The organism is Paraburkholderia sp. BL21I4N1 (assembly GCF_002973525.1).
Lineage (GTDB): Bacteria > Pseudomonadota > Gammaproteobacteria > Burkholderiales > Burkholderiaceae > Paraburkholderia.
This window is the reverse complement of sequence record NZ_PVEN01000020.1, coordinates 15,030-35,676: the sequence shown is the minus strand read 5'-3', so window position 1 is coordinate 35,676 and position 20,647 is coordinate 15,030. Positions and strand designations below refer to the sequence as shown.

General features: G+C 63.3%; 18 protein-coding genes. 6 read left to right on the top strand and 12 right to left on the bottom strand.

Going from position 1 to position 20,647, the window contains the following annotated elements:
- Positions 1-5: 5 nt before the first annotated feature.
- Positions 6-1,481 (bottom strand): NAD-dependent succinate-semialdehyde dehydrogenase, encoded by a 1,476-nt coding sequence (locus B0G83_RS32685; protein WP_105511468.1) that lies wholly within the window; start codon positions 1,479-1,481, stop codon positions 6-8.
- Positions 1,482-1,697: 216 nt separating this feature from the next.
- Complete coding sequence (locus B0G83_RS32680) at positions 1,698-2,714, bottom strand: LacI family DNA-binding transcriptional regulator (RefSeq protein WP_105511467.1); 1,017 nt, start codon at positions 2,712-2,714, stop codon at positions 1,698-1,700.
- A gap of 204 nt (positions 2,715-2,918) precedes the next feature.
- Between B0G83_RS32680 and B0G83_RS32675 the strand changes: the two genes are divergently transcribed.
- From B0G83_RS32675 to B0G83_RS32655, 5 genes are all read left to right on the top strand, one after another.
- Positions 2,919-4,058 (top strand): ABC transporter ATP-binding protein, encoded by a 1,140-nt coding sequence (locus B0G83_RS32675; protein WP_105511466.1) that lies wholly within the window; start codon positions 2,919-2,921, stop codon positions 4,056-4,058.
- Between the two features lie 120 nt (positions 4,059-4,178).
- Positions 4,179-5,432 carry an ABC transporter substrate-binding protein gene (locus B0G83_RS32670; RefSeq protein WP_105511465.1) on the top strand — a complete coding sequence of 418 codons (1,254 nt, stop codon included), beginning with the start codon at positions 4,179-4,181 and terminating at the stop codon, positions 5,430-5,432.
- A 66-nt stretch (positions 5,433-5,498) separates the two neighbouring features.
- Entirely contained in the window at positions 5,499-6,404 is a 906-nt protein-coding gene (locus tag B0G83_RS32665; protein WP_105511464.1) for a carbohydrate ABC transporter permease, read from the top strand.
- 19 nt (positions 6,405-6,423) lie between these two features.
- Positions 6,424-7,275 (top strand): carbohydrate ABC transporter permease, encoded by an 852-nt coding sequence (locus tag B0G83_RS32660; RefSeq protein WP_105511463.1) that lies wholly within the window; start codon positions 6,424-6,426, stop codon positions 7,273-7,275.
- 37 nt (positions 7,276-7,312) lie between these two features.
- The gene (locus B0G83_RS32655; RefSeq protein WP_105511542.1) at positions 7,313-9,283 is read left to right on the top strand and encodes a beta-galactosidase; all 1,971 of its coding nucleotides are present in this window, start codon (positions 7,313-7,315) and stop codon (positions 9,281-9,283) included.
- Positions 9,284-9,432: 149 nt separating this feature from the next.
- Here B0G83_RS32655 and B0G83_RS32650 read toward each other — a convergent pair whose 3' ends face one another.
- From B0G83_RS32650 to B0G83_RS32625, 6 genes are all read right to left on the bottom strand, one after another.
- Positions 9,433-9,765 (bottom strand): hypothetical protein, encoded by a 333-nt coding sequence (locus B0G83_RS32650; RefSeq protein ID WP_105511462.1) that lies wholly within the window; start codon positions 9,763-9,765, stop codon positions 9,433-9,435.
- 128 nt (positions 9,766-9,893) lie between these two features.
- Positions 9,894-11,252, bottom strand: a complete 1,359-nt coding sequence (locus tag B0G83_RS32645) for an MFS transporter (protein ID WP_105511461.1) — start codon at positions 11,250-11,252, stop codon at positions 9,894-9,896.
- 75 nt (positions 11,253-11,327) lie between these two features.
- A complete protein-coding gene (locus B0G83_RS32640; protein ID WP_258168423.1) occupies positions 11,328-12,548 on the bottom strand; it encodes a porin in 1,221 nt (406 codons plus the stop codon).
- Between the two features lie 334 nt (positions 12,549-12,882).
- Entirely contained in the window at positions 12,883-13,227 is a 345-nt protein-coding gene (locus B0G83_RS32635; protein ID WP_035555324.1) for a cupin domain-containing protein, read from the bottom strand.
- 33 nt (positions 13,228-13,260) lie between these two features.
- A complete protein-coding gene (locus B0G83_RS32630) occupies positions 13,261-14,250 on the bottom strand; it encodes a succinylglutamate desuccinylase/aspartoacylase family protein (protein WP_105511460.1) in 990 nt (329 codons plus the stop codon).
- A gap of 57 nt (positions 14,251-14,307) precedes the next feature.
- Complete coding sequence (locus B0G83_RS32625; RefSeq protein ID WP_105511459.1) at positions 14,308-15,390, bottom strand: tartrate dehydrogenase; 1,083 nt, start codon at positions 15,388-15,390, stop codon at positions 14,308-14,310.
- Between the two features lie 135 nt (positions 15,391-15,525).
- Between B0G83_RS32625 and B0G83_RS32620 the strand changes: the two genes are divergently transcribed.
- A complete protein-coding gene (locus B0G83_RS32620) occupies positions 15,526-16,473 on the top strand; it encodes a LysR substrate-binding domain-containing protein (protein WP_105511458.1) in 948 nt (315 codons plus the stop codon).
- Positions 16,474-16,497: 24 nt separating this feature from the next.
- Here the strand turns inward: B0G83_RS32620 and B0G83_RS32615 are convergent, their stop codons facing one another.
- From B0G83_RS32615 to B0G83_RS32600, 4 genes are all read right to left on the bottom strand, one after another.
- Positions 16,498-16,995, bottom strand: a complete 498-nt coding sequence (locus B0G83_RS32615; protein ID WP_105511457.1) for an Lrp/AsnC family transcriptional regulator — start codon at positions 16,993-16,995, stop codon at positions 16,498-16,500.
- Positions 16,996-17,046: 51 nt separating this feature from the next.
- Positions 17,047-18,444, bottom strand: a complete 1,398-nt coding sequence (locus B0G83_RS32610) for an aspartate aminotransferase family protein (protein ID WP_105511456.1) — start codon at positions 18,442-18,444, stop codon at positions 17,047-17,049.
- A gap of 185 nt (positions 18,445-18,629) precedes the next feature.
- Positions 18,630-19,556 (bottom strand): glyoxylate/hydroxypyruvate reductase A, encoded by a 927-nt coding sequence (locus B0G83_RS32605; RefSeq protein ID WP_105511455.1) that lies wholly within the window; start codon positions 19,554-19,556, stop codon positions 18,630-18,632.
- Positions 19,557-19,562: 6 nt separating this feature from the next.
- The gene (locus B0G83_RS32600) at positions 19,563-20,495 is read right to left on the bottom strand and encodes a GNAT family N-acetyltransferase (RefSeq protein ID WP_105511454.1); all 933 of its coding nucleotides are present in this window, start codon (positions 20,493-20,495) and stop codon (positions 19,563-19,565) included.
- Positions 20,496-20,647 lie beyond the last annotated feature (152 nt).

Genomic DNA, 20,647 nt, shown 5'->3' with positions numbered 1-20,647 from the left:
GCCGCTCAGCGATCGAAGCCGCCCTGGCACAGGTACTTGATCGACAGGTAATCGTCGAGTCCGTACTTCGATCCTTCGCGGCCGTAGCCCGATTCCTTCACGCCGCCGAACGGTGCCGCTTCGCTGGAAACAGCGCCTTCGTTGATGCCGATCACGCCCGCTTCGAGCCCACTTGCCACGCGATCGATACGCGCTATGTCCTGCGTATAGAAGTAGGCGGCGAGTCCGAACGGTGTGTCGTTGGCCAGACGTAGCGCTTCGGCTTCGTCGGTGAAACGGAACAACGGCGCCACCGGGCCGAAGGTTTCCTCGCAGCACACGATCATGTCGTCGCGCGCGCCGGTGAGGACGGTCGGCGCGTAGTAGTTCGGACCGAGTTCGGTCAGGCGTTTACCGCCGGTCAGCACTTTCGCGCCGTGCGCGACGGCGTCTTCCACGTGGCGCGCGATCTTGTCGATGGCGCGCGTATTGATCATCGGGCCGATCTGCGCGTCCGGGTCGGTTGCGGGCGCAACCTTCAAGGCCGCGACGCGCGTCGCGAGCAGATCGGCGAAGCGCTCATAAACGGCCGCCTGCACGTAGACGCGATTCGGACACACACAGGTCTGCCCGCCATTGCGGAATTTCGATGCCATCAGGCCGGTGACGGCGGCGTCGAGATCGGCGTCGTCGAACACGATGAAGGGCGCGTTGCCACCCAATTCCAGCGAGAGCTTTTTCAGCGTGCCGGCCGATTCACGCGCCAGATGCTTGCCTACCGGCGTCGAGCCGGTGAAGGTGATCTTGCGCACGCGCGCATCGGCGAGCCAGTCCGCGACCGCGGCAATGCCCTGTTCGCGCGACGCCGACAGCATGTTCAGCACGCCCTTCGGCAAACCGGCTTCCTGAGCGAGTGCGGCAAGGGCGAGTGCGGTGAGCGGCGTATCTTCGGCGGGCTTGGCGACCACCGTGCAACCCGCCGCGAGCGCGGGCGCGATCTTGCGGGCGATCATCGCGAGCGGGAAATTCCATGGCGTGATGGCCGCGACCACGCCGAGCGGTTCCTTCACCGCGCTCATGCGCTTGCCGCGCTGCTGCTGCGGAATCAGATCGCCGTAGATGCGAGTCGCTTCGTCGGCGAACCATGCGACGTACGACGCACCGTACGCGACTTCGCCGCGACTTTCGGCGAGCGGCTTGCCTTGCTCCATCGACATCAGCTTCGCGAGGTCGTCGGTGTTGGCGACGATCAGTGCGTGCCAGCGGCGCAGCAACTCGGCGCGCTCGCGCGGCAGCTTGTCGCGCCAGGCGGGGAAGGCGCGGGCGGCGGCGTCGGTGGCGGCGCGCGCGTCTGCTGCGCCGCTGTTCGCGACCTCGGCGATCCGTTCGCCGGTGGCCGGATTGGCGACCGGGAAGCGCGCGCCGTCGGCGGCATCCGTCCATTGGCCGTCGATCAGATTGTGCGTGCGGATCAGTTCGTCGCGCGTTAAGGCGAGAGACATGGGGTGACTCCTCGAAGGTGGCCCTGGATGTGATCAAGGCATGCGGCAGCGCGCTCGCGTACCTTCGATCGATGCTTCGATGCTACGCGCGCACGACCGTGGATGACGTCGCCAATAAAGGCGTTGACGGTGTTGCGCGCGTTTTTTTCGCAGCGTGACAGCATTTTCTGCTGAATCGGCCTGACGTGATGCTCCAAAGACCGATCTGCTGCAGGCTCAGCGCGTTCGTCGTGGCCCTGTCGATGCGCGCACCACCAGTTCGGGCGGCGGCGCGACCACCATCGACGGTTGCTGGTGGGGCGTCTGGATCAGCCGGATCAAACTCGCAATCGACAACTCCGCGATCGCCGCCGTCTGGATCGCGACCGTGGTCAGCGCGGGATGCACCTGATGCGCGAGCTGAATGTCGGTGATGCCGATCACCGAGACATCCGCCGGCACCGCGCGGCCCAGCGTGATCAACGCCTGCGCCGCGCCGATCGCGAGCAGGTCGTTGGTGGCGAAAATCGCCGTGAGCTGCGGCCGGTTCGACATCAACTGCATACAGGCGGCGTAACCGGCGTCGATCGAATCGCGAATCTGCAGCACGGCGGCCGCATCGGCTTCGATACCTGCCGCCCGCATCGCCGCGCGAAAGCCGTTCGAACGCGCGTCCTGCAAACCGCCGCAACCGTCGCCGATCAACAGGCCGATATCGCGATGCCCCAGTTCGAGCAGATGCCACGCGGCCAGTTCACCCGCGCGGGCGAAGTCCACCGCGATGCAGGGCAGCGCGGGCGGTGACTCCGGGTGCTCCCACATGGCGAGCAGAATCGGCGCGCTGTGCGTGGCGGACGCGCAGAGATCATTGATCGTGATGTCCGTGTTCATGACGAGCACGCCGTCCGCGAGCGTGCCCGCGATCTGGTTCAGATACGCGCGGCCAATTTCGGCGTCGTCGTCGGTATTGCAGACCATCAGAAAGTGGCCGGCTTTGCGCGCCGCGCGTTCGGCGGCCAGCACGAACTCGGGGTAGAACGGGTTCGAGATATTCGACAGCATCAACGCCAACGTCGACGAGCGGCCCTCGGCCAGTGCGCGGGCATTCAGATTCGGCCGGTAGCCGAGATCGGCGATCGCCTTCAGCACGCGCTCGGCGGTTTCCGGGCGGACTTTGTCGCGATTGCGCAGCACGTTGGAAACGGTGGCGGCGGTAACGTGCGCACGCTTCGCCACTTCGGACAGGGTGACCATAGTCTTGTTATCCCAAATTCAGGGAATGCGATTCAAATGTTGCAGGCCGACGGCGGCGTTGATAACTTTGCAAAAAACACAGCGGAGACACTCATCATGACTTTTTCCCTCGAATCCGAATTTAAGCGATTAAATGCCTACCGCACAAGGTCTGGCCGTTTATTTTTTTCGAAAATTTAAGCGGTTAAATTCACGGAGGCCAGCATGGCGGCAATTCGTTTGACGAACGTGCAGAAGTCGTACGGTGAGCATCCGCCGGTAATTCGGCGGGTGAATCTGGAGATCGCCCAGCATGAGTTTTGTGTGTTTCTCGGACCATCGGGTTGCGGCAAGTCGACCTTGCTGAGAATGATCGCCGGTCTCGAGGATTTGAGCGAAGGCGAGTTGCACATTGGCGGGCGTTTGATGAACGACGTGCCCGCTGCGGGACGCGGCGTGGCGATGGTGTTTCAGAGCTACGCGCTGTTTCCGCACATGACCGTGTTCGACAACATGGCGTTCGGCCTGAAACTCGCGAAGCAACCCAAGGCCGTGATCGACAGCAAGGTGCGGGAGGCCGCGCGCATTCTGCAACTCGACGCGTTTCTGGAGCGCTATCCGAAAGCGTTGTCGGGCGGTCAACGTCAGCGCGTAGCGATCGGCCGCGCGATTGTGCGCGAACCCGGCGTGTTCCTGTTCGACGAACCGCTGTCCAATCTCGACGCCGCGTTGCGCGGTCAGACGCGGGTCGAAATCGCCCGTTTGCATCAGCGCTTTGCCAATGCGAGCGTGGTTTATGTGACGCACGATCAGGTCGAGGCGATGACGCTCGCCGACCGCATCGTGTTGTTGCACGCCGGGGCGGACGCGGAGCGTTTCGGCAGCGTCGCGCAAAGCGGTGCGCCGCTCGAGTTGTATCACCATCCCAAGTCGCGCTTCGTGGCGGGTTTCATCGGCTCGCCGCGCATGAATTTCATCGACGCCGTGGTCGAGTCGATCGAGCCTGGCCGCGTGTGCGTGACGCTCGCGCAAAGCGGTGAGAAGTTGCTCGCGCAAGTAGACGGCCAGCGCTTGCAGCGCGGCCAGCCGGTCACGCTCGGCGTGCGGCCCGAGCATGTGTGTCTCGACGGCGAAGAACAGTCGATCCAATGCACGACGGTACTGTCGGAACGCCTCGGCGAGCACAGCTATATTCACGCGGATCACGCGAGCGGCTCGCTGGTTGCGAAGGCGCCAGGTGATACGCCGATCGGCTCGGGCGAACGCATTCGCATTCACGTTCCGTCCGCCGCCTGCCATCTGTTCGACGCGGACGGCGTCGCCTTGCGGCGCAGCAGCTTCGAACCCGAACGGATCGCCGCATAGAGCCGAAGCACGAACCAGGCACCAGGCACGACGCTCGCCAAACCAGATTCCGCCACAGAGCGGGTTACATCGCTGCCAGCCGCTTGCTGTCAGCCAACAAAGTAGTCAAGGAGACACAAGATGATTGCTCTACGCCTTCGCCGTCTTGCGCAACTGTCGATCGCAGCCGCTTTGGTTGCGGGCACACTCTGTTGCGCCACAGCCGGTGCCGCCACGCTCAACGTCAACGTCTCGGCGCGCGGCAACCAGCGTTCGACCTGGCAGGACGCGTTCGACAAGTTCAAGAAAGCGAATCCCGACGTCGATCTCAAGGTGACCTACATCACCGAAGAGGCGTACAAGGTGCAGATGGGCGGCTGGCTCGCCACCGATCCGCCCGATGTCGTGTCGTGGCACGACGGCGAGCGGATGGCCTATTACGCGCAACGTGGCCTGCTCGAAGACCTGTCGCCCGACTGGACGAAGAACGGCTGGTCGCAGCAATACGCGTCGGTCAAGGAAGCGTCCACGTATAAGGGCAAACAGTACGCGGCGCCGCTCGGCTACGACGCGTACGGGTTCTTCTATCGCAAGGATCTGTTCGACAAGGCCGGCGTCAAAGGCGAGCCGAAGACCTGGGACGAGTTTCTCGACGCCTGCAAGAAGCTGAAGGCGAGCGGCGTGGCGCCGATCGCGGTAGCCGCGCGCGATAGCTGGACGCTGGCCGCCTGGTTCGACTACCTCGATTTGCGGATCAACGGCAACGCGTTTCATCAGCAATTGATGGCGGGTGAAATTCCGTACACCGACGCGCGCGTGAGGAAGGTCTACACCGCGTGGAAGACGCTGATCGACGATCACTATTTCATCGACAACGCGCTCTCGTACGACCTCGATTCGATCGCGCCGTTTCTCGTGAACGGCAAGGCGTCGATGATGCTGATGGGCACGTTCTTCTCCGCGAGCATTCCGCCGTCGATCAAACCGCAAACCGGCTTCTTCCGCTTCCCGGTGATCGACGCCAGCGTGCCGATGGCCGAAGACGGTCCGGTCAACGTACTGCTGATCCCTGCCAAAGCGAAGAACAAGGCCGACGCCCGCAAGCTGCTGGCCTTCATGGAACAGCCGCAGATCAACGCGGATCTCGCGAAGGGCTGGGGCCAACTGCCGTCGAACAGTCAATCGGCCGAGCCGGAAGACGCGATTTCCAAGGTCGGTTTCCAGACGCTCGCGAACACGAAGGGCGGCATCGCGCAGTTCTACGATCGCGACATGCAGAAGGAAATGGCCGACGAAGGCATGAAAGCGATGCAGCAGTTCTATAGCGATCCGTCGCAACTCGACGCCGTGCTCGTGCGCCTCGAAGCGACTCGCAAACGCATCTACCAGAAGTAAGTCCCTAAGCGCCGGCGGCGCAGCAACGGCCGGCGCTTGCCTTCGATCTTCGACGAGGCCCGACCCATGTCTCAATCCGCAGCGCGCCGCTTACCCGCGGCGCGGCACCGTCACGTCTCGACGACGCGGCGTCATCAGCATCGCGCCGCGTTTTTCTTCCTGTTGCCGGGCTGTGCGTTGTTTTGCCTGTGCGTGGTTTATCCGATCTTCAGCAGCATTTCGCTCAGCTTTTATCACTGGGACGGCATGACGCCGAAGACTTTCGCGGGGCTGGCCAACTACATCGAACTGTTCCAGGCCGACACGTTCTACACGGCGCTGAAAAACAATCTGATCTGGCTCGCGCTGTTCCTGCTCGCGCCGCCGCTCGGCCTGCTGTTCGCGTTGTATCTGAACCAGCACATGCGCGGCATGCGGGTGGTGAAGTCGCTGTTCTTCGCGCCGTTCGTGCTCTCCGGCGTGGTGGTGGGGCTCGTGTTCAGCTGGTTCTACGATCCGGGGTTTGGCCTGCTGCGCCTGATTGTCGGTCATGGCATCCCGGTACTCGGCGATCCGCATACGGTGACGTTCGGCATCATCTTCGCCGCGCTGTGGCCGCAAACGCCGTTCTGCATGGTGCTGTATCTCACCGGTCTCACCGGCATCAATCCGGAAGTGGTCGAGGCGGCGCGCATGGAAGGCGCGAAGGGCGTGCGTTTGCTCTGGCACGTGATCCTGCCGCAATTGCGGCCCGCCACTTTCATGGCGGTCGTGCTGACCGTGATCGGTGCGCTGCGCAGCTTCGACCTGATCGCGGTGATGAGCGGCGGCGGCCCGTTCGACAGCTCCACGGTGCTCGCCTATTACATGTACGACCAGGCGATCAAGTACTACCGCGAAGGCTATTCCGCGGCGATTGCCGTCGTGCTGTTCGCCATCATGCTCGTCTACATCGTGTTCCATCTGCGCCGCATGCTGCGCGAAGAACACTGATTTTCAGGAGGTTCGTGTCATGTATCCGCTTCCCGTCGAACGCTGGAAACCACTTAATCGCACGCTTTATAAAGTGTCGCTGCCGATCGCGTTGCTGATCTGGCTGCTGCCCATGCTCGCCGTGCTCGTTACGTCGATCCGCTCGTCCGATGAATTGTCGCAAGGCGATTACTGGGGCTGGCCGAAACACTTTGCGTTAATCGAAAACTACGGCACGGCCCTCACGCAAACGCCGATGCTGCATTACTTCGCCAATAGCGTGCTGATTACCGTGCCTTCGGTGCTCGGCGCGATCGTGCTGGCGTCCATGGCGGGTTTCGCTCTCGCCACCTATCGTTTTCCCGGCAACACGGCGGTGTTGTTCGCGTTCGTCGCGGGCAATTTCGTGCCGATCCAGATTCTGATGATTCCGGTGCGCGACATGGCGTTGAAAGTCGGCCTGTTCAATAGCGTGTGGGCGCTGGTGATTTTTCATGTGTCGTTCCAGACCGGGTTTTGCACGCTGTTTCTGCGCAATTTCATCAAGCAGTTGCCATTCGAAATGATCGAAGCCGCGCGCGTGGAAGGCGCGAGCGAATGGACCATCTACTGGCGCATCGTGCTGCCGCTGATCCGGCCGGCGCTCGCCGCGCTCGGCATTCTCGTCTTCACGTTCGTCTGGAACGACTACTTCTGGGCACTGTGCCTCACGCAGGGCGACGACGCCGCGCCGATCACCGTGGGCGTCGCCGCGCTCAAGGGGCAATGGACGACGGCATGGAATCTGGTCGCCGCCGGTTCGGTCCTGGCCGCGCTGCCTTCCGTGCTGATGTTCTTCCTGATGCAGAAGCACTTCGTCGCCGGCCTGACCTTCGGTGCGAGCAAAGGCTGAACGCCGGCCCGTCTTCAACTACTCACGAGATATGTTCATGCAACTTGGTGTTTGCTATTACCCGGAACAGTGGCCCCGCTCGATGTGGGCCGACGACGCAAGGCGGATGGTCGAACTCGGCATCACGCACGTGCGGATCGCCGAATTCGCGTGGAGCCGGATGGAACCGCGCGCCGGTGAATTCGAGTGGGCATGGCTCGACGAAGCCGTCGCCGTGCTGGCGGCGGCGGGGCTGAAGCTAGTGCTCGGCACGCCGACCGCGTCGCCGCCGAAATGGCTGATCGACACGTATCCGGACGTGCTGCCGGTGCGCGCCGACGGCACGCGCTGGAACTTCGGCTCGCGCCGTCATTACGATATTTCGAGCGACACCTACCGGCGCGAATGCGTGCGGATCGTCGGCGCGATGGCGGTGCGTTATGGGCGCCATCCTTCTATCGTAGCGTGGCAGACCGATAACGAACTTGGCTGTCACGATACCGTGCCGAGTTATTCCGCTGCGGCGCTGGCGCGTTTTCAGCGTTGGCTGCATCTACGTTATGGGACCGTCGGCGCGTTGAACGACGCCTGGGGCAATGTGTTCTGGAGCATGGAGTATGCGTCGTTCGACGCGATCGGCCTGCCGAATCTCACCCCCACCGACGCCAATCCGATCCATCTGATCGAGTTCCGCCGCTTCATGTCCGACGAAGTGGCGAGCTTCCATTGCGAGCAGATCGATGTGTTGCGGCAGCATGCGCCCGACGCGGATCTGCTGCACAACTTCATGGGTTTTTTTACGACCTTCGATCACTACCGTTTCGCCGAAGGCGATGCGCTCGACGTTGCTGCATGGGACAGCTATCCGATCGCCCGCACCGAGTCGATCGCGCTGCCCGACGAGCAGAAGGCGCGCTACGCACGGACCGCGCATCCCGATGTGTCGGCATTCGATCACGACCGCTACCGCGCCATCGGCCGGGGCCGTTTCTGGGTAATGGAGCAGCAGGCGGGACCGGTCAACTGGGCGCCGTGGAATCCCGTGCCCGCGAAAGGCATGGTCCGGCTCTGGGCGTACGAGGCGTTCGCGCACGGCGCGGAACTGGTGTCGTATTTCCGCTGGCGCCAGTGTCCGTATGCGCAGGAGCAGATGCATTCGGGCCTCAATCTGCCGAACGACGAATTGTCGCCGGGGGGCCTGGAAGTGCGGCAGGCGGCGCGCGAGATTGCGGCGACCCCGGCGTTGTCGGCACTCGGTGCGGCTGCGCGCGCGCCCGTCGCCGTGGTATTCGATTACGAGACGCAATGGATGTTCGAGATTCAGCGTCATGGCAAAAGCTTCGACTACCAGACGCTGGCGTTCGACTATTACGAGTCGCTGCGCGAATTGGGGCTCGACGTCGATATTGTGCCGCGCAATGCGGATCTTTCGGCGTATCGCCTGGTGGTCGTGCCGAGCCTTGCCGTGATCGACGACGCGCTGGTCGATCAGGTCGAACGCAGCACCGCGCAATGGGTATTCGGACCGCGCAGCGGCTCGAAAACGAACCTGTTCGCGATTCCGCCGACCTTACCGCCTGGTGTACTGCAGCGTGTTCTACCGATCCAGGTGCTCGAAGTCGAAACGCTGCGTCCCACGCTCACGCCGGCGCTGTCGATCGGCGACACGGATGGCGTGGCGCTGCATTGGCGCGAGCATGTTCGCGCCAATGGCGAGACTCGCATCGAAGCGCGGTTCGACGACGCATGGCCGGCGATTCTCTCGCACGGCAACGTGCGCTACATCGCGGGCTGGTTATCGCATGCGTTGCATCGCGAGGTGCTGGCTAATGCGGCACGGCAAGCCGGTATCGCCACGCAACGACTGCCCGACGGCGTGCGGATTCGCCGCCGTGGCGAATTGACGTTCGCGTTCAACTTCGGCCCGGAACTCGCGCAAGCGCCCGCACCCGCCCATGCGGATTTCGTAATCGGCCACGCGCAGCTAAAAACCGGCGATGTCTGTGCATGGCGAACGGTCGGCGACTGAAATTCAAGCGCTTCAACCTGGACCAGGCGGCCTTCATCAGAACCGCCGTCTGATCAATGGAGGATGACAGATGAACCGAAGAGAAATGCTCGGCTGGTTGGCGTCGGCCGCGGCGGCGACTCGGCGAAATAGCCGGCTGAAACCAGGCGCTACTGTGCGGGCGCCTGCGTCTTGTTCTGGTTCGCGCAGTCCGACGTGAACACCATGCTCGCCTGATCCGGCGTCATATGCGGTGCGTTCGGCGCGTAGATTTTTTCAATGATCGCGTCGACCGCCTGCCGGTCGGAGGGATCCTTGTAGTACTTGGCCGCCTGTTCGAGCGCTTGTGCCCGGGTCTTCTTGTGCGAGCGCCACGACGCAACCTGCCCGGCGATATCGCCGAGTGCGAAACATTGATTGCTGACCGTTTGAGCGACGGCCTGTGCCGCCGGTTGGGCGAGGCACGCCGCTGCCAGCAGGGCGGATACGACTACGCGTTTCATGACCTGAATCCTGTCATTAAATGAGCGCGGTATGACAGCGATGGCATGTGCCACCGCAGCGACCGCGCGAACAAAGAACCGCGTAGTTTATCGGTAAGTGGCGCGTGACGTTTTTTTGCGCACGCCGATCAATGCCCGAACGACTCCACTTTCTGCGCCGCCGCCGTTGCGGCATGCGGCCGCGCCGCCTGCTTGATGAGCAGCGCCACGCACGCAATTAAACCCGCGATTGCGACCATCGCGAAGATCCCGCCGAACGAGAAATGACGTCGCGTCAGTTCCGCGACCAGGAACGACCCCGCGATTCCGCCAAAGCGCCCGATCCCGAGCATCCAGGCGACACCCGTGCCGCGTCCTTCGGTCGGATAGAACGCGGCGGCGAGCGCGGGCATCGACGATTGCGCGGTATTCATCAACACGCCCGCCAAGAACACGATGAACACCAGCGCGCCGACATTTCCCACCGCCTGACCGATGAAGTACACGCTCAAGGCCGTCAACGCATAGCACGCGGCGATGATCCGGTTCGCGTTGAACTTGTCCATCAGCACGCCGCACAGCACGGCGCCCACGCCGCCGAGCGGGAACAGCGCCGAAATCAGCGTCGCGCGTTGCGGTGTGAGGCCGGCGTCTTTCAGCAGAATCGGCATCCAGTTGATCGACGCGTAGAAGATCACGAGACCCATGAAGTACGCGATCCACAACATCATCGAACCGACGATATACGAACGCGACAGCACCACGCCGATGCCTTTGCCACCGGTTTGCGGCGCGGTTTCCGTCATGGTGAACGAACCCGCTTGCGCGGCTTCGTCCGAAATGCGCGCGAGCGCCGTACGAATCCGCTCGACCGGTGCGCTATTGGCGACCATGTAGCGAACCGATTCCGGCATCTTGATCAACAGCAGGACCAGCAGCAACAGCGGCGTGACCCCGCCGAGCAGCAACACGCTGCGCCAGCCGACATGCGGAATCATCCACGCGGCGAGAAAACCGCCGAACGCGGCGCCGAGCGGAAAGCCGCAGAACATCAGATTGATCAGCGTCGCGCGACGGCGATCCGGACAGTATTCGCCCATCATCGTCACGGCGTTCGGCATGGCCGCGCCGAGTCCGACGCCGGTCACGAAGCGCAGCGCCGTGAGTTGTTCGATGTTGGTCGAGAAGGCCGACGCGAGGCACGCCACGCCGAACAGCAGCACCGAGCCGAGTAGCAACGAGCGTCGCCCGAGGCGGTCGGACAGCGGCCCCGAGCCGAGCGCGCCGCAAGCGAGGCCGAACAGCGCGGCGCTCAACACCGGTGCGAGCGCCGGTTTCGTGATGCCCCATTCGGCGATCAGCGAAGGCGCAATGAAGCCGATCGCCGCCGTGTCGAAACCGTCCAGCAGGACGATGACGAAGCACATGAAGAAAATGAGCCACTGGAACGGCGAGAAGGGATGTTCGTTGATGAAGGTTTGAACGTTCACAGCGGTGCTGCGGCTCATGATGGTCTCCTGACTGCGAAAAAGCGCGAAGGCTCGCGATCACGAGCCTTTCTTTCTTCTACGATCGCGCGTCGTTTAGAAGCGGTGCACGATGCCGACGCCCGCCGCGAACTGGCTGCGTGACGACGATGGCGCGCTCTGGAAGCCGTCGCCAATCGTGGCCGTGGCACTGATGATATGCCCCGAGCCGGCCGTGCCGAGCGTGTTGCCGTTGGTGCGCTGGAACGCCTGCAAGGCGTAGAGACCAGTGCGCTTCGACAATGAATAGTACTCGGACAGGTTGACCTGCTGGTACTGCGCCGAACTCGTGATGCCGTTCGCCTTGGTCGCGCGCGTGTAGCTGTAGCCGGTGGCGAAGTCCCACGCGACGCTCGGCTTCCAGTGCAGCACTGCGCCGGCCGTGTTGAAGATGGCGGTGTCGCGGAAGCTCGAACCGACGCCCGGAATGTACTGCACGTTCGAGTAAGCCGCCGACACGTCCCAGCCATTGCCGAAGTTATACCCGCCGGTCACGGCAAAGCGCTGCTGCGCCTGAGCGGTCTGATAACCGTTGGTCACCGCCGACACGCCCGGCTGCGCGCCGTTATTCGACACGGTCGAATCCGCGCCATACGCGCCGCCGCCTACCGTCGAATTGTTGATGCGCATGAAGCCGACCGCGATGCCGACCGGGCCGTTGAGGTATTGCACCGCGCCACTCCACGTCGAGCCGCGGTTGAGGCTGCCCGGCACGCCGCCGACCGCATAGGAGCCGCTGAACGTGAAGCCGTACAGCTTCGGCGACGTGTAGACCAGCGAGTTGTTGGCGCGGTAGATCGTGTCGAGTGCGTCGACGTCGCCCGGATGCGCGCCGTAGTAGCCGGTGAGCCACGTGGTCGGGCTGTACGGCGACAGCAGCGAGTAGTACGCGGTGTACTGGCGGCCGGCCTGGAATGTACCGTAGGTCGGGTTCGTCACGCCGACCCACGCCTGGCGGCCGAACATCGCGTTCGTGTATTGCTGGCCGCCGGTGACGGAATTGAAGCCGGACTCCAGCTGGAAGATTGCCTTGGTGTTGCCGCCCAGATCTTCCGCACCCTTCAGGCCGAAGCGGCTGCCGGCCCACACGCCGTTGATCATCTTGACGCTCGACTTGCCGCCCGAGGTCGAGCCGAGCGAAGGCGCCTGGCTGCTCTGATAGCCAATACCCGTGTCGACGATACCGTACAGCGTGACGCTGCTTTGGGCGAAAGCAGGCGCGCTGGCCAATGCGGCCACCGCGCAGGCGAGCCGGGTCATGGTGATGTTGCGATTCATGCGGATGTTCTCCAAGGCGACCTGCTCCGGCTTGCTGGCAAGCCGGGCAATCCGATCGTCAATCAATTTTTGTAATTTGTTCGTATAAAGAACTGTGATTCTTTGTGCGAACAGGCGTCACTGTAAGTAGATCGACAACGAAGGGTCAACGCGGGATTACCCGAGCGTGTTGCAGCGGTGCGTCGGAAAGGAGAAGGGGCTGAACAGCGGAGAGGACTGCGGAGGCCGCGGCGCGCGTCGGCGTGCCGGGAAAAGACCGGAGGAAGAGAACGAAAAACGCCGCGCCGACCCTAACGGCCCAGCGCGGCGTTGGTTGTATTACGTAACGCGGTATTCAGAAGATCACGTACACCTTGCGCATGGTCTCCTCGACTTCCCAGAGGCCTTCCGTATTGGCTTCGAAGAACAGCGTGTCGCCGCTCGCGAAGTGGATGGTCTCCTCGTTGTCCGGGGTGAAGCGGCCACGGCCAGCGATAAAGTGCATCACCTCGGCCTGCTTGATCGAGCGGCGGTAAGTGCCCGCCGTGCATTCGAAAATGCCGGTATCGACCGCCTCGCTGCCTTCGATCACGCGTTGCACGCCGGATACCTGGATGGGCGTCGTACCGGGCAAGCCGACCGTGCCCCAGTCTTCGAGATTGCGCAGATTCACGCTTTGTTTGAGCTGCTGTACCTTCATCGTCGCTTTACCTTTTGAATGTACTGAAGCGGATCACAGGCCCGCTGTTTCAGGACGCGTGACGGTCTGTTCGATCTTGCCGAGCCGCACGACCGTGACGCCCGGCCGCAATTGCCGCAGCGAAGGCATGACGAGCATGCAGTTGTCGTACGGCGTGAGCACCGCCTCGCCATTCGACCAGCCGATCACCGCACCGGCTTTATCGAAGATTTCCAGACCCGTGTACGGCGCGGCGAAGCGGAAGTCCATGCTGGTCGCCACGACCGGTTGCGTGACGCGCACGATGTGCTGCGCGGACGGCAACGGCGCGAGCCAGCCCTCCGGCAGATCCGTTTCGTCGATCACGCCGGCCAGCAGCAGAAACCGCGCGGTGGTGTCGCGCGCCACGCCGACCGCGCCGCGTTCCCAGTGCTGTCCGCATTCGATCAGCAACGCGTTCTTCGCGCTGGCGGGGTCGCCGAAGCCTTCGTAGTCGCGCATACGGCGGCCTTCGGGATGGCCCTCGTCGCAGATTACCGTGGCCGGCGTGCCGAGCCGCACGGCCAGTTCGCTGCCTTTTTGCAGCGGTCCCGCGACGATCAGCGGCTTGCTCTTTTCGTGCATGGAATGCAGATCGAGCAGGGTGTCGACCGTGTCGATCACCGGCCGCATCTCGCGGGCGCGCGCCAATTCGCTGGAGGTGCGCGACGTGTCGTCGAGCGTCGCGGCGGTCCACACGCGGTTGAAGTCCTGATCGACGAAACGCGCGGCGTCGGGCTTCGCAGGATCGAAGCTCAGGTAAGCGGCGACGTTGGCGAATGCCAGCGTGAGGCGCCCGCGTCGGGGCCGCAACTGGCGGCGCAGCAGTTCGTCGACGACGATCGCGCCGCATACTTCGTTGCCGTGCGTGAGCGCATTGATCATAACGTGCGGTCCGGGCAGGCCGGAGTCGAACGTATGGACATAGGCGACCCCTGACGACGATGCTTCATGCACCGAGATGTCGGGGAAGTCGACTTCGATCGGATAGGCTTCGATGCTCATGCGTAAGTGTCCTGGCAAAGGGAGTGGCGGCGCAAACCCGGGCGGATTCGGCCGGGCCTACTGGAGTTTAGCCGCGATAGCGTGGCCGACTTCGGTGGTGTTCGCCTTGCCGCCCAGGTCGCCGGTATGCGGGCCGGCCACCAGGGTGGCTTCGATGGCCGCGAGAATCGCGTCGTGGGCCTCACGTTCCTTGCCGGCGTGATTGCCGAGGAAATCGAGCATCATCGCGGCCGACCAGATCATCGCGATCGGATTGGCGACGTTCTTGCCGGCGATGTCGGGCGCGGAGCCGTGCACCGGTTCGAACAGCGACGGAAACTTGCGGTCGGGATTGAGATTGGCCGAGGGCGCGAGGCCGATCGTGCCGGTACAGGCGGGGCCGAGGTCGGACAGAATGTCGCCGAACAGATTGGTGGCGACCACCACGTCGAAGCGATCCGGGTTCAGCACGAAGCGCGCGCAGAGAATGTCGATATGCTGCTTGTCCCACGTCACGTCGGGATACTGTGCCGCGACGCCGGCCGCGCATTTGTCCCACCACGGCATGCTGATCGCAATGCCGTTGCTCTTGGTGGCGACCGTGATTTTCTTGCGTTCACGCCGCTGTGCGAGGTCGAACGCGAACTTCAACACGCGCTCGCTGCCGTGCCGCGTGAACACCGACTCCTGCAACACGAACTCGCGCTCGGTGCCTTCGAACATCACGCCGCCCACCGACGAATACTCGCCCTCGGTGTTTTCGCGCACGATCCAGAAGTCGATGTCGCCGGCCTTGCGGCCCGCCAGCGGTGACGGCACGCCGGCAAACAGGCGCGCGGGCCGCAGGTTGATGTACTGATCGAATTCACGGCGGAACTTGAGCAGCGAACCCCACAGCGAAACGTGGTCGGGCACCGTGTCGGGCCAGCCCACCGCGCCGAACAGAATCGCGTCGGCGGATTGCAGTTGTGCTTTCCAGTCGTCCGGCATCATCTTGCCGTGCTTCGCGTAGTAGTCGCAGCTCGCCCATTCAATGTGCTGATATTCGAACTCGAGGTCGAAGCGGGTTTTCACCGCTTCCAGCACGCGTAACGCTTCGGGCATCACTTCGACACCAATGCCGTCGCCGGGAATGACCGCGATCCGATATTTCTTCGACATGTTGCTGCTCCTCCATTAGGACGTTCGACGCTTCAATGGGTTTATTTTATTCCTGCTGTTTGCGCCTAAAATGATCGCTTTAGTTAAGCCACTGTGCACGAATCGTGTACAAACGCATGGACCGCCGAGCGACCTATGAACTCCGTCCCATCACCCGATCTCGGCGATTTGCGCGTGTTTTGCGAAGTGGCGCGCAAGTCCAGCTTCAGCGCGGCGGCGGAGGCCTTGTCGGTATCGGCGGCGTACGTCAGCAAGCGGATCAACGTGCTCGAGACTACGCTCGGTACGCGTTTATTGCATCGGTCCACGCGCCGGGTCGCAATTACGGAAGCCGGCGAACGCGTTTATGCGTGGGCCGAGAAGATCCTCGACGACGTCGATCAACTGGTGGAAGACGTCTCCACCACGCGCCGCATTCCCGGCGGCAAGTTGCGCATCTCCAGCAGCTTCGGCTTCGGCCGACGTTTCGTGGCGCCCGCGTTGGCGCGCTTCTCGGAGCGCTATCCGCAACTGAGCGTGCGGCTGGATCTGTTCGATCGTCTCGTGGATGTGGCCGGTGAAGGTTTCGACCTCGACATTCGCATCGGCGACGAGATCGCGCCGCATCTGATCGCGCGGCGGCTCGCGTCGAATCATCGCGTGCTGTGCGCGTCGCCGGGGTATATCGCGCGGCATGGCGCGCCGCGGCAACTCACCGAGCTGTCCTCGCATGCGTGTCTTGCGATCAAGGAGCGCGATCATCCGTTCGGTTTGTGGCGCTTGACGGTGCGCGGCGAAGCGGTCTCGATCAAGGTCACCGGGCCGTTGTCGACCAATCACGGCGAAGTGGCGGTGCAATGGGCGCTGGCCGGACGAGGCATCGTGTTGCGTTCCATGTGGGACGTGCGGCCGCTGCTCGACAGCGGTCAGTTGCAGCAGGTGCTGCCCGAGGTCACGCAACCGGCGAATCTGTGGGCGGTGTATCCGGCGAGGCTCGCGCAGTCGGCGAAGGTGCGGGTGTGCGTCGACTTTCTGAGCGAGGAATTCGCCCAATGGAGTCCGCCGGTTGAAGGCGACGCGCCGGAAAACGCCGTTGAACGCTGAGGTCAACGGCGCGCGGTGTTTCGCCTACTTGTGGTTTTGCGAGAACAGCGTTTCGAGCGGGTAATGGCTCTTCACGAACGGCGACTTGATGATCACGTAGCTGAAGTATTTCTCGATGCCGATATCGCGTTCGAGCAAGCCTTCGACAATGCTCTGATAGTGGCTCACGCTGCGCGTGACGAACTTCAGCAGATAGTCGTAGCCGCCGCTTGCGAGATGGCATTCGACGATCTCGTCGACGTCGCGGATCGCATTCACGAACTTGATGAAGTCTTCGCGCCGATGATCGGCGAGCGTGACTTCAGTGAACACGATCTGCACGTCGCCGAGCTTTTCGAGCTGGATCTGCGCACCATAGCCGATGATGTAGCCGGCCTGCTCCAGACGTTTGACGCGAATCAGGCAAGGGCTGGGCGAAAGGCCCACCGCGTCGGCAAGCTCGACGTTGGTGATGCGGCCTTTCTTCTGCAGCTGTGAAAGTATCCGCAGGTCGATCCGGTCAAGCTTGCAGTCGCTGCTCATCGTAACGTTGTCGCTCCGGCGGTTGGGTGACAGGCTGAGGGTGCCTCTACTCTAGCATGCAGCGGCGTGAGTTTTGACCTTCAGCGCGGCCCTGACGTCGGCTTGCGCGAGTACGTCGTCGAGGGTCTTTTCGAGTCGTTCGAACATCAGGTCGAACTCGGCCTCGGTGTACGACAAGGCCGGTGCGAAGCCGAGTATGTTGTCGCCGAATGCGCGGAAAATCAGGCGGTTTTCATACGCGGCGGCGGCGATCCGTTCGGACAGTTTCAGCGCCGGGTCGAAGCCCGCCTTGCTGTCTTTGTCGGCGACCAGTTCGAGTGCGCCGAGCAGGCCGCGATGGCGCGCGTCGCCCACCAGCGGATGCGCGAGCAGCGCATCGAGACCGCGCGCGAAGCGCGGTGCGCGCGCCACGCCGTTCGCCAGCAAGCCGCCTTCGTGATACAGGCGCAGCACTTCGAGGCCGATCGCCGCACTCACCGGATGCGCCGAATACGTGTGACCATGGCCGACCACCGCTTCGGCGTCGCCATCCGCAATGCCCTGGTAAATTTCATCGGACATGAGCACCGCGCCCATCGGCGCGTAGCCGGCTGTCAAACCTTTCGCCACCGTCATCAGATCCGGTTCGACGTGTTCGCCCTGGCAGGCGAACAGCGGACCGGTGCGGCCGAAACCGGTGATGACTTCATCGGCGACGAACAGAATGCCGAGCTTACGGCAACTGTCACGCATGGCTTTGAGCCAACCGACCGGCGGTACGATCACGCCGCCCGAGCCCTGGATCGGTTCGCAGAAGAACGCCGCGACGTTGTCGGCGCCGAGTTCGGCGACCTTCGCTTCGAGGGCGGCGACCGACGCGGCGATCAACGCGGCGTCGTCGGCGAAATCGTTGCGGTACGCATACGGCGACGGCAGATGGTGCTGGTTCGGCAGCGGCAGATCGAAGTTGCGATGGAACGCGGGCAACGCAGTGAGGCCCGCGCCGGTGGTCGACGAACCGTGATAGCCGCGTTGCAACGCGATGATGTGTTTCTTCGACGGGTGGCCCGTGGCGTTGAAGTAATGCGTGATGAAGCGCAGTGCGGAGTCGACCGCGTCGGAACCGCCGAGGGTGAAGTACACGTGTTGCAACGAAGCGGGCGATAGCTCCACCAGCTTTTGCGCCAGCTCGATGGCCGGCTCCGAGCCGAAGTGGAAATAGCCGGTCGCGTAGGGCAGCTTCTGCATCTGCGCGGTGGCCGCGTCGACGATACTTTGCTGGCCGTAGCCGGTGTTCACGCACCACAAGCCCGAGAAAGCGTCGAGCAGTTCGTTGCCGGCCGCATCGCGCAGAAACGCGCCGCTGGCCGATTCGAGCACGGTGACGCCACGGGCCTCGTGCGCGCGGTAGTTGATGACAGGATGGATCAGATGCTTGCGGTCGGCTTCAATGAGCGAATGAATCGGCATGATGGGTTCTCGTCGCGGGAAAAGGCTGTTGACCGTTCCATACTACTGACGAGCGACGATTCACCGCTTGCCTAAACAATTGCCTGAAAAGCGCGCGCGACGCGTTTTGATGCATGAACTCGGCATTTTCTGCTGCGGGTGTTGAAACGCCGTGCCGCGTGCGCGTTTAGCGTCCCGCACGGTGCTCAATAACCCTGGGTCCGGTCGATCTGACCGAGCATCGGCAAGCCTTCGCGATGGCGGCGCAGATTGTCGAGCACCACGTCGACGGCGGTGTCGGGGCGCGTCGCGCTGGCGATATGCGGCGTGATGCGCACGCGCGGATGCCGCCACAGTGCATGCCCGACGGGCAGCGGCTCGGGATCGGTGACGTCGAGAATCGCGTTGTGCAACTGGCCGCTGTCTAGCGCGGCGAGCAGATCCTGCTGATTCAGATGCGGTCCACGCCCGGTTTGAACCAGCGATGCGCCGCGCGGCAGCTTCGCGAACAACGTTGCGTCGAGCAGGCCACGGGTCGCGGGCGTCAGCGGCAGCAGACAGATCAGGATGTCGGTGCGCGCCAGAAACGTGTCAAGCGCGTCTTCGCCGGCATAACAGTCGACGCCCTCGATCTCGCGTGCCGAGCGGCTCCATCCCGCGCAGTCGAAGCCAAACAGCCGCAAGCGCTCCAGTACGGCCGTGCCTAATACGCCGAGTCCGAGCACGCCGACGCGCCGCTGGCCGGCCGGCTTGAGCGGCAGTTCGTGCCACATCTGCTGCTGTTGCTGCAGGCCATAGTCGAACAGATCGCGATGAATGGTCAGCACCGCCTGGACGACATATTCGACCATGCCTTCGACGATCCCCGGTTCGATCATGCGCACCACAGGCACGTGCGCCGGTACGCTCGACAGGTCGAACTGATCGATACCGGCACCCACCGAGAACACCACTTCCAGATTCGGAAACGTGCGGGTGGGATGGTCAGGCGGCTGCCAGGCGGCGAGATAACGGATCGCGGCCGGATCGCCGTGATCGGGCCAGATATGAAACGGCAGATCCGGCGCTTTCTGTGCGAAAAGTTTGGCCCACTGGGCGCCGCGCGCCGGGTCGGCTTTGTAGAGAAAGGCCATGATCGGTCAGAGGATTGCCTGGTTGATGATGCCGTATTGAAGGCAGGCGGCCTGTCTGGCGGCAGCAGTGGCAGTGGCGGTGCTTGCGGACGCAACTTCATTCGCCGGTGCGGCCTCGTTATCGAGGTCGGCCGCGGCTCGCACCATCTTCACCACCGTATCCACGCGCGGTAACCCCAACTGTTCCAGCCATTCCGTCAGGCCGCTGTCGCCCGGCGTATCGATCCGCACGAACACGCCTTCATTCAGCGCGAGCCAGTGGCTGATGAGCGCTTTGGCGCGGCTTGCACCGTCGGATGCGGGCGCAACCACCGGCCCGATCGCGAAGCCCCGCCCGAAGCGGCGAAACAGCGCGAAGCCGACCAGCTCCCCGTCGCGGTCGAGCGCGATGCCGTCGGCGGCGCTCATCAACGCGGGCAGGACCTCGCCACGATCCAGGCCGCTTGCCCGCGAAGCCAGTTCGACCAGCCGTGCCGTATCGCTCGAACCGAGCGGGCGCAGACGTTCGCCCGGCGGCAAGGACACGAGCGGCGGCTGGAACGCCGCGCCCTGATGTTGATCGAGCGTGCCGGCCGCGCGAAAGCCGAGCTTTTCATAGAGCGGCTGACCGGCGGGGGTTGCGTGGAGAAACGTGACGCGGCCGTCGAGTTCTTCCAGCACGCATTCCATCAGCTTTCTGCCGATGCCGCGCCCCTGCCGCGCCGGCGACACGATCACCATGCCGAGCGACGCGCGATCCGTGCCGTACTTCCAGCACAGGGCGGTGCCGATCATGCCGCTCGCGTCTTCCGCGACGAAACCCACGCCCAGTTGCGCGACGAAGCGCCAGTCGTCGGCGCGATGCGGCCACTTGAGCTCGACGGTCAGCGCGTGGGCGGCGGCGATGTCGTCGAGGGTGAAGCGTCTATAGGTAATCGAATCGGTCTTCGAATCGGACACGCCGGACTCCCAGGATGGCTGAAGGCTTACGCCGTCACTGTGTCATCCGCTGCGCAGTGTGACTAGGACGATCTTTTTATCCGGGGCGCCGGAACGGGCCGTCATGCAAATCGATGCAAAACGCCCAGTCTGGACCCGTATTACCAGCGCGT

Coding starts and splice junctions, on each gene's coding strand:
- B0G83_RS32685 (WP_105511468.1), bottom strand. CDS start 1,481: ATGTCTCTCGCCTTAACGCGCGACGAACTGATCCGCACGCACAATCTG.
- B0G83_RS32680 (WP_105511467.1), bottom strand. CDS start 2,714: ATGGTCACCCTGTCCGAAGTGGCGAAGCGTGCGCACGTTACCGCCGCC.
- B0G83_RS32675 (WP_105511466.1), top strand. CDS start 2,919: ATGGCGGCAATTCGTTTGACGAACGTGCAGAAGTCGTACGGTGAGCAT.
- B0G83_RS32670 (WP_105511465.1), top strand. CDS start 4,179: ATGATTGCTCTACGCCTTCGCCGTCTTGCGCAACTGTCGATCGCAGCC.
- B0G83_RS32665 (WP_105511464.1), top strand. CDS start 5,499: ATGTCTCAATCCGCAGCGCGCCGCTTACCCGCGGCGCGGCACCGTCAC.
- B0G83_RS32660 (WP_105511463.1), top strand. CDS start 6,424: ATGTATCCGCTTCCCGTCGAACGCTGGAAACCACTTAATCGCACGCTT.
- B0G83_RS32655 (WP_105511542.1), top strand. CDS start 7,313: ATGCAACTTGGTGTTTGCTATTACCCGGAACAGTGGCCCCGCTCGATG.
- B0G83_RS32650 (WP_105511462.1), bottom strand. CDS start 9,765: ATGAAACGCGTAGTCGTATCCGCCCTGCTGGCAGCGGCGTGCCTCGCC.
- B0G83_RS32645 (WP_105511461.1), bottom strand. CDS start 11,252: ATGAGCCGCAGCACCGCTGTGAACGTTCAAACCTTCATCAACGAACAT.
- B0G83_RS32640 (WP_258168423.1), bottom strand. CDS start 12,548: ATGAATCGCAACATCACCATGACCCGGCTCGCCTGCGCGGTGGCCGCA.
- B0G83_RS32635 (WP_035555324.1), bottom strand. CDS start 13,227: ATGAAGGTACAGCAGCTCAAACAAAGCGTGAATCTGCGCAATCTCGAA.
- B0G83_RS32630 (WP_105511460.1), bottom strand. CDS start 14,250: ATGAGCATCGAAGCCTATCCGATCGAAGTCGACTTCCCCGACATCTCG.
- B0G83_RS32625 (WP_105511459.1), bottom strand. CDS start 15,390: ATGTCGAAGAAATATCGGATCGCGGTCATTCCCGGCGACGGCATTGGT.
- B0G83_RS32620 (WP_105511458.1), top strand. CDS start 15,526: ATGAACTCCGTCCCATCACCCGATCTCGGCGATTTGCGCGTGTTTTGC.
- B0G83_RS32615 (WP_105511457.1), bottom strand. CDS start 16,995: ATGAGCAGCGACTGCAAGCTTGACCGGATCGACCTGCGGATACTTTCA.
- B0G83_RS32610 (WP_105511456.1), bottom strand. CDS start 18,444: ATGCCGATTCATTCGCTCATTGAAGCCGACCGCAAGCATCTGATCCAT.
- B0G83_RS32605 (WP_105511455.1), bottom strand. CDS start 19,556: ATGGCCTTTCTCTACAAAGCCGACCCGGCGCGCGGCGCCCAGTGGGCC.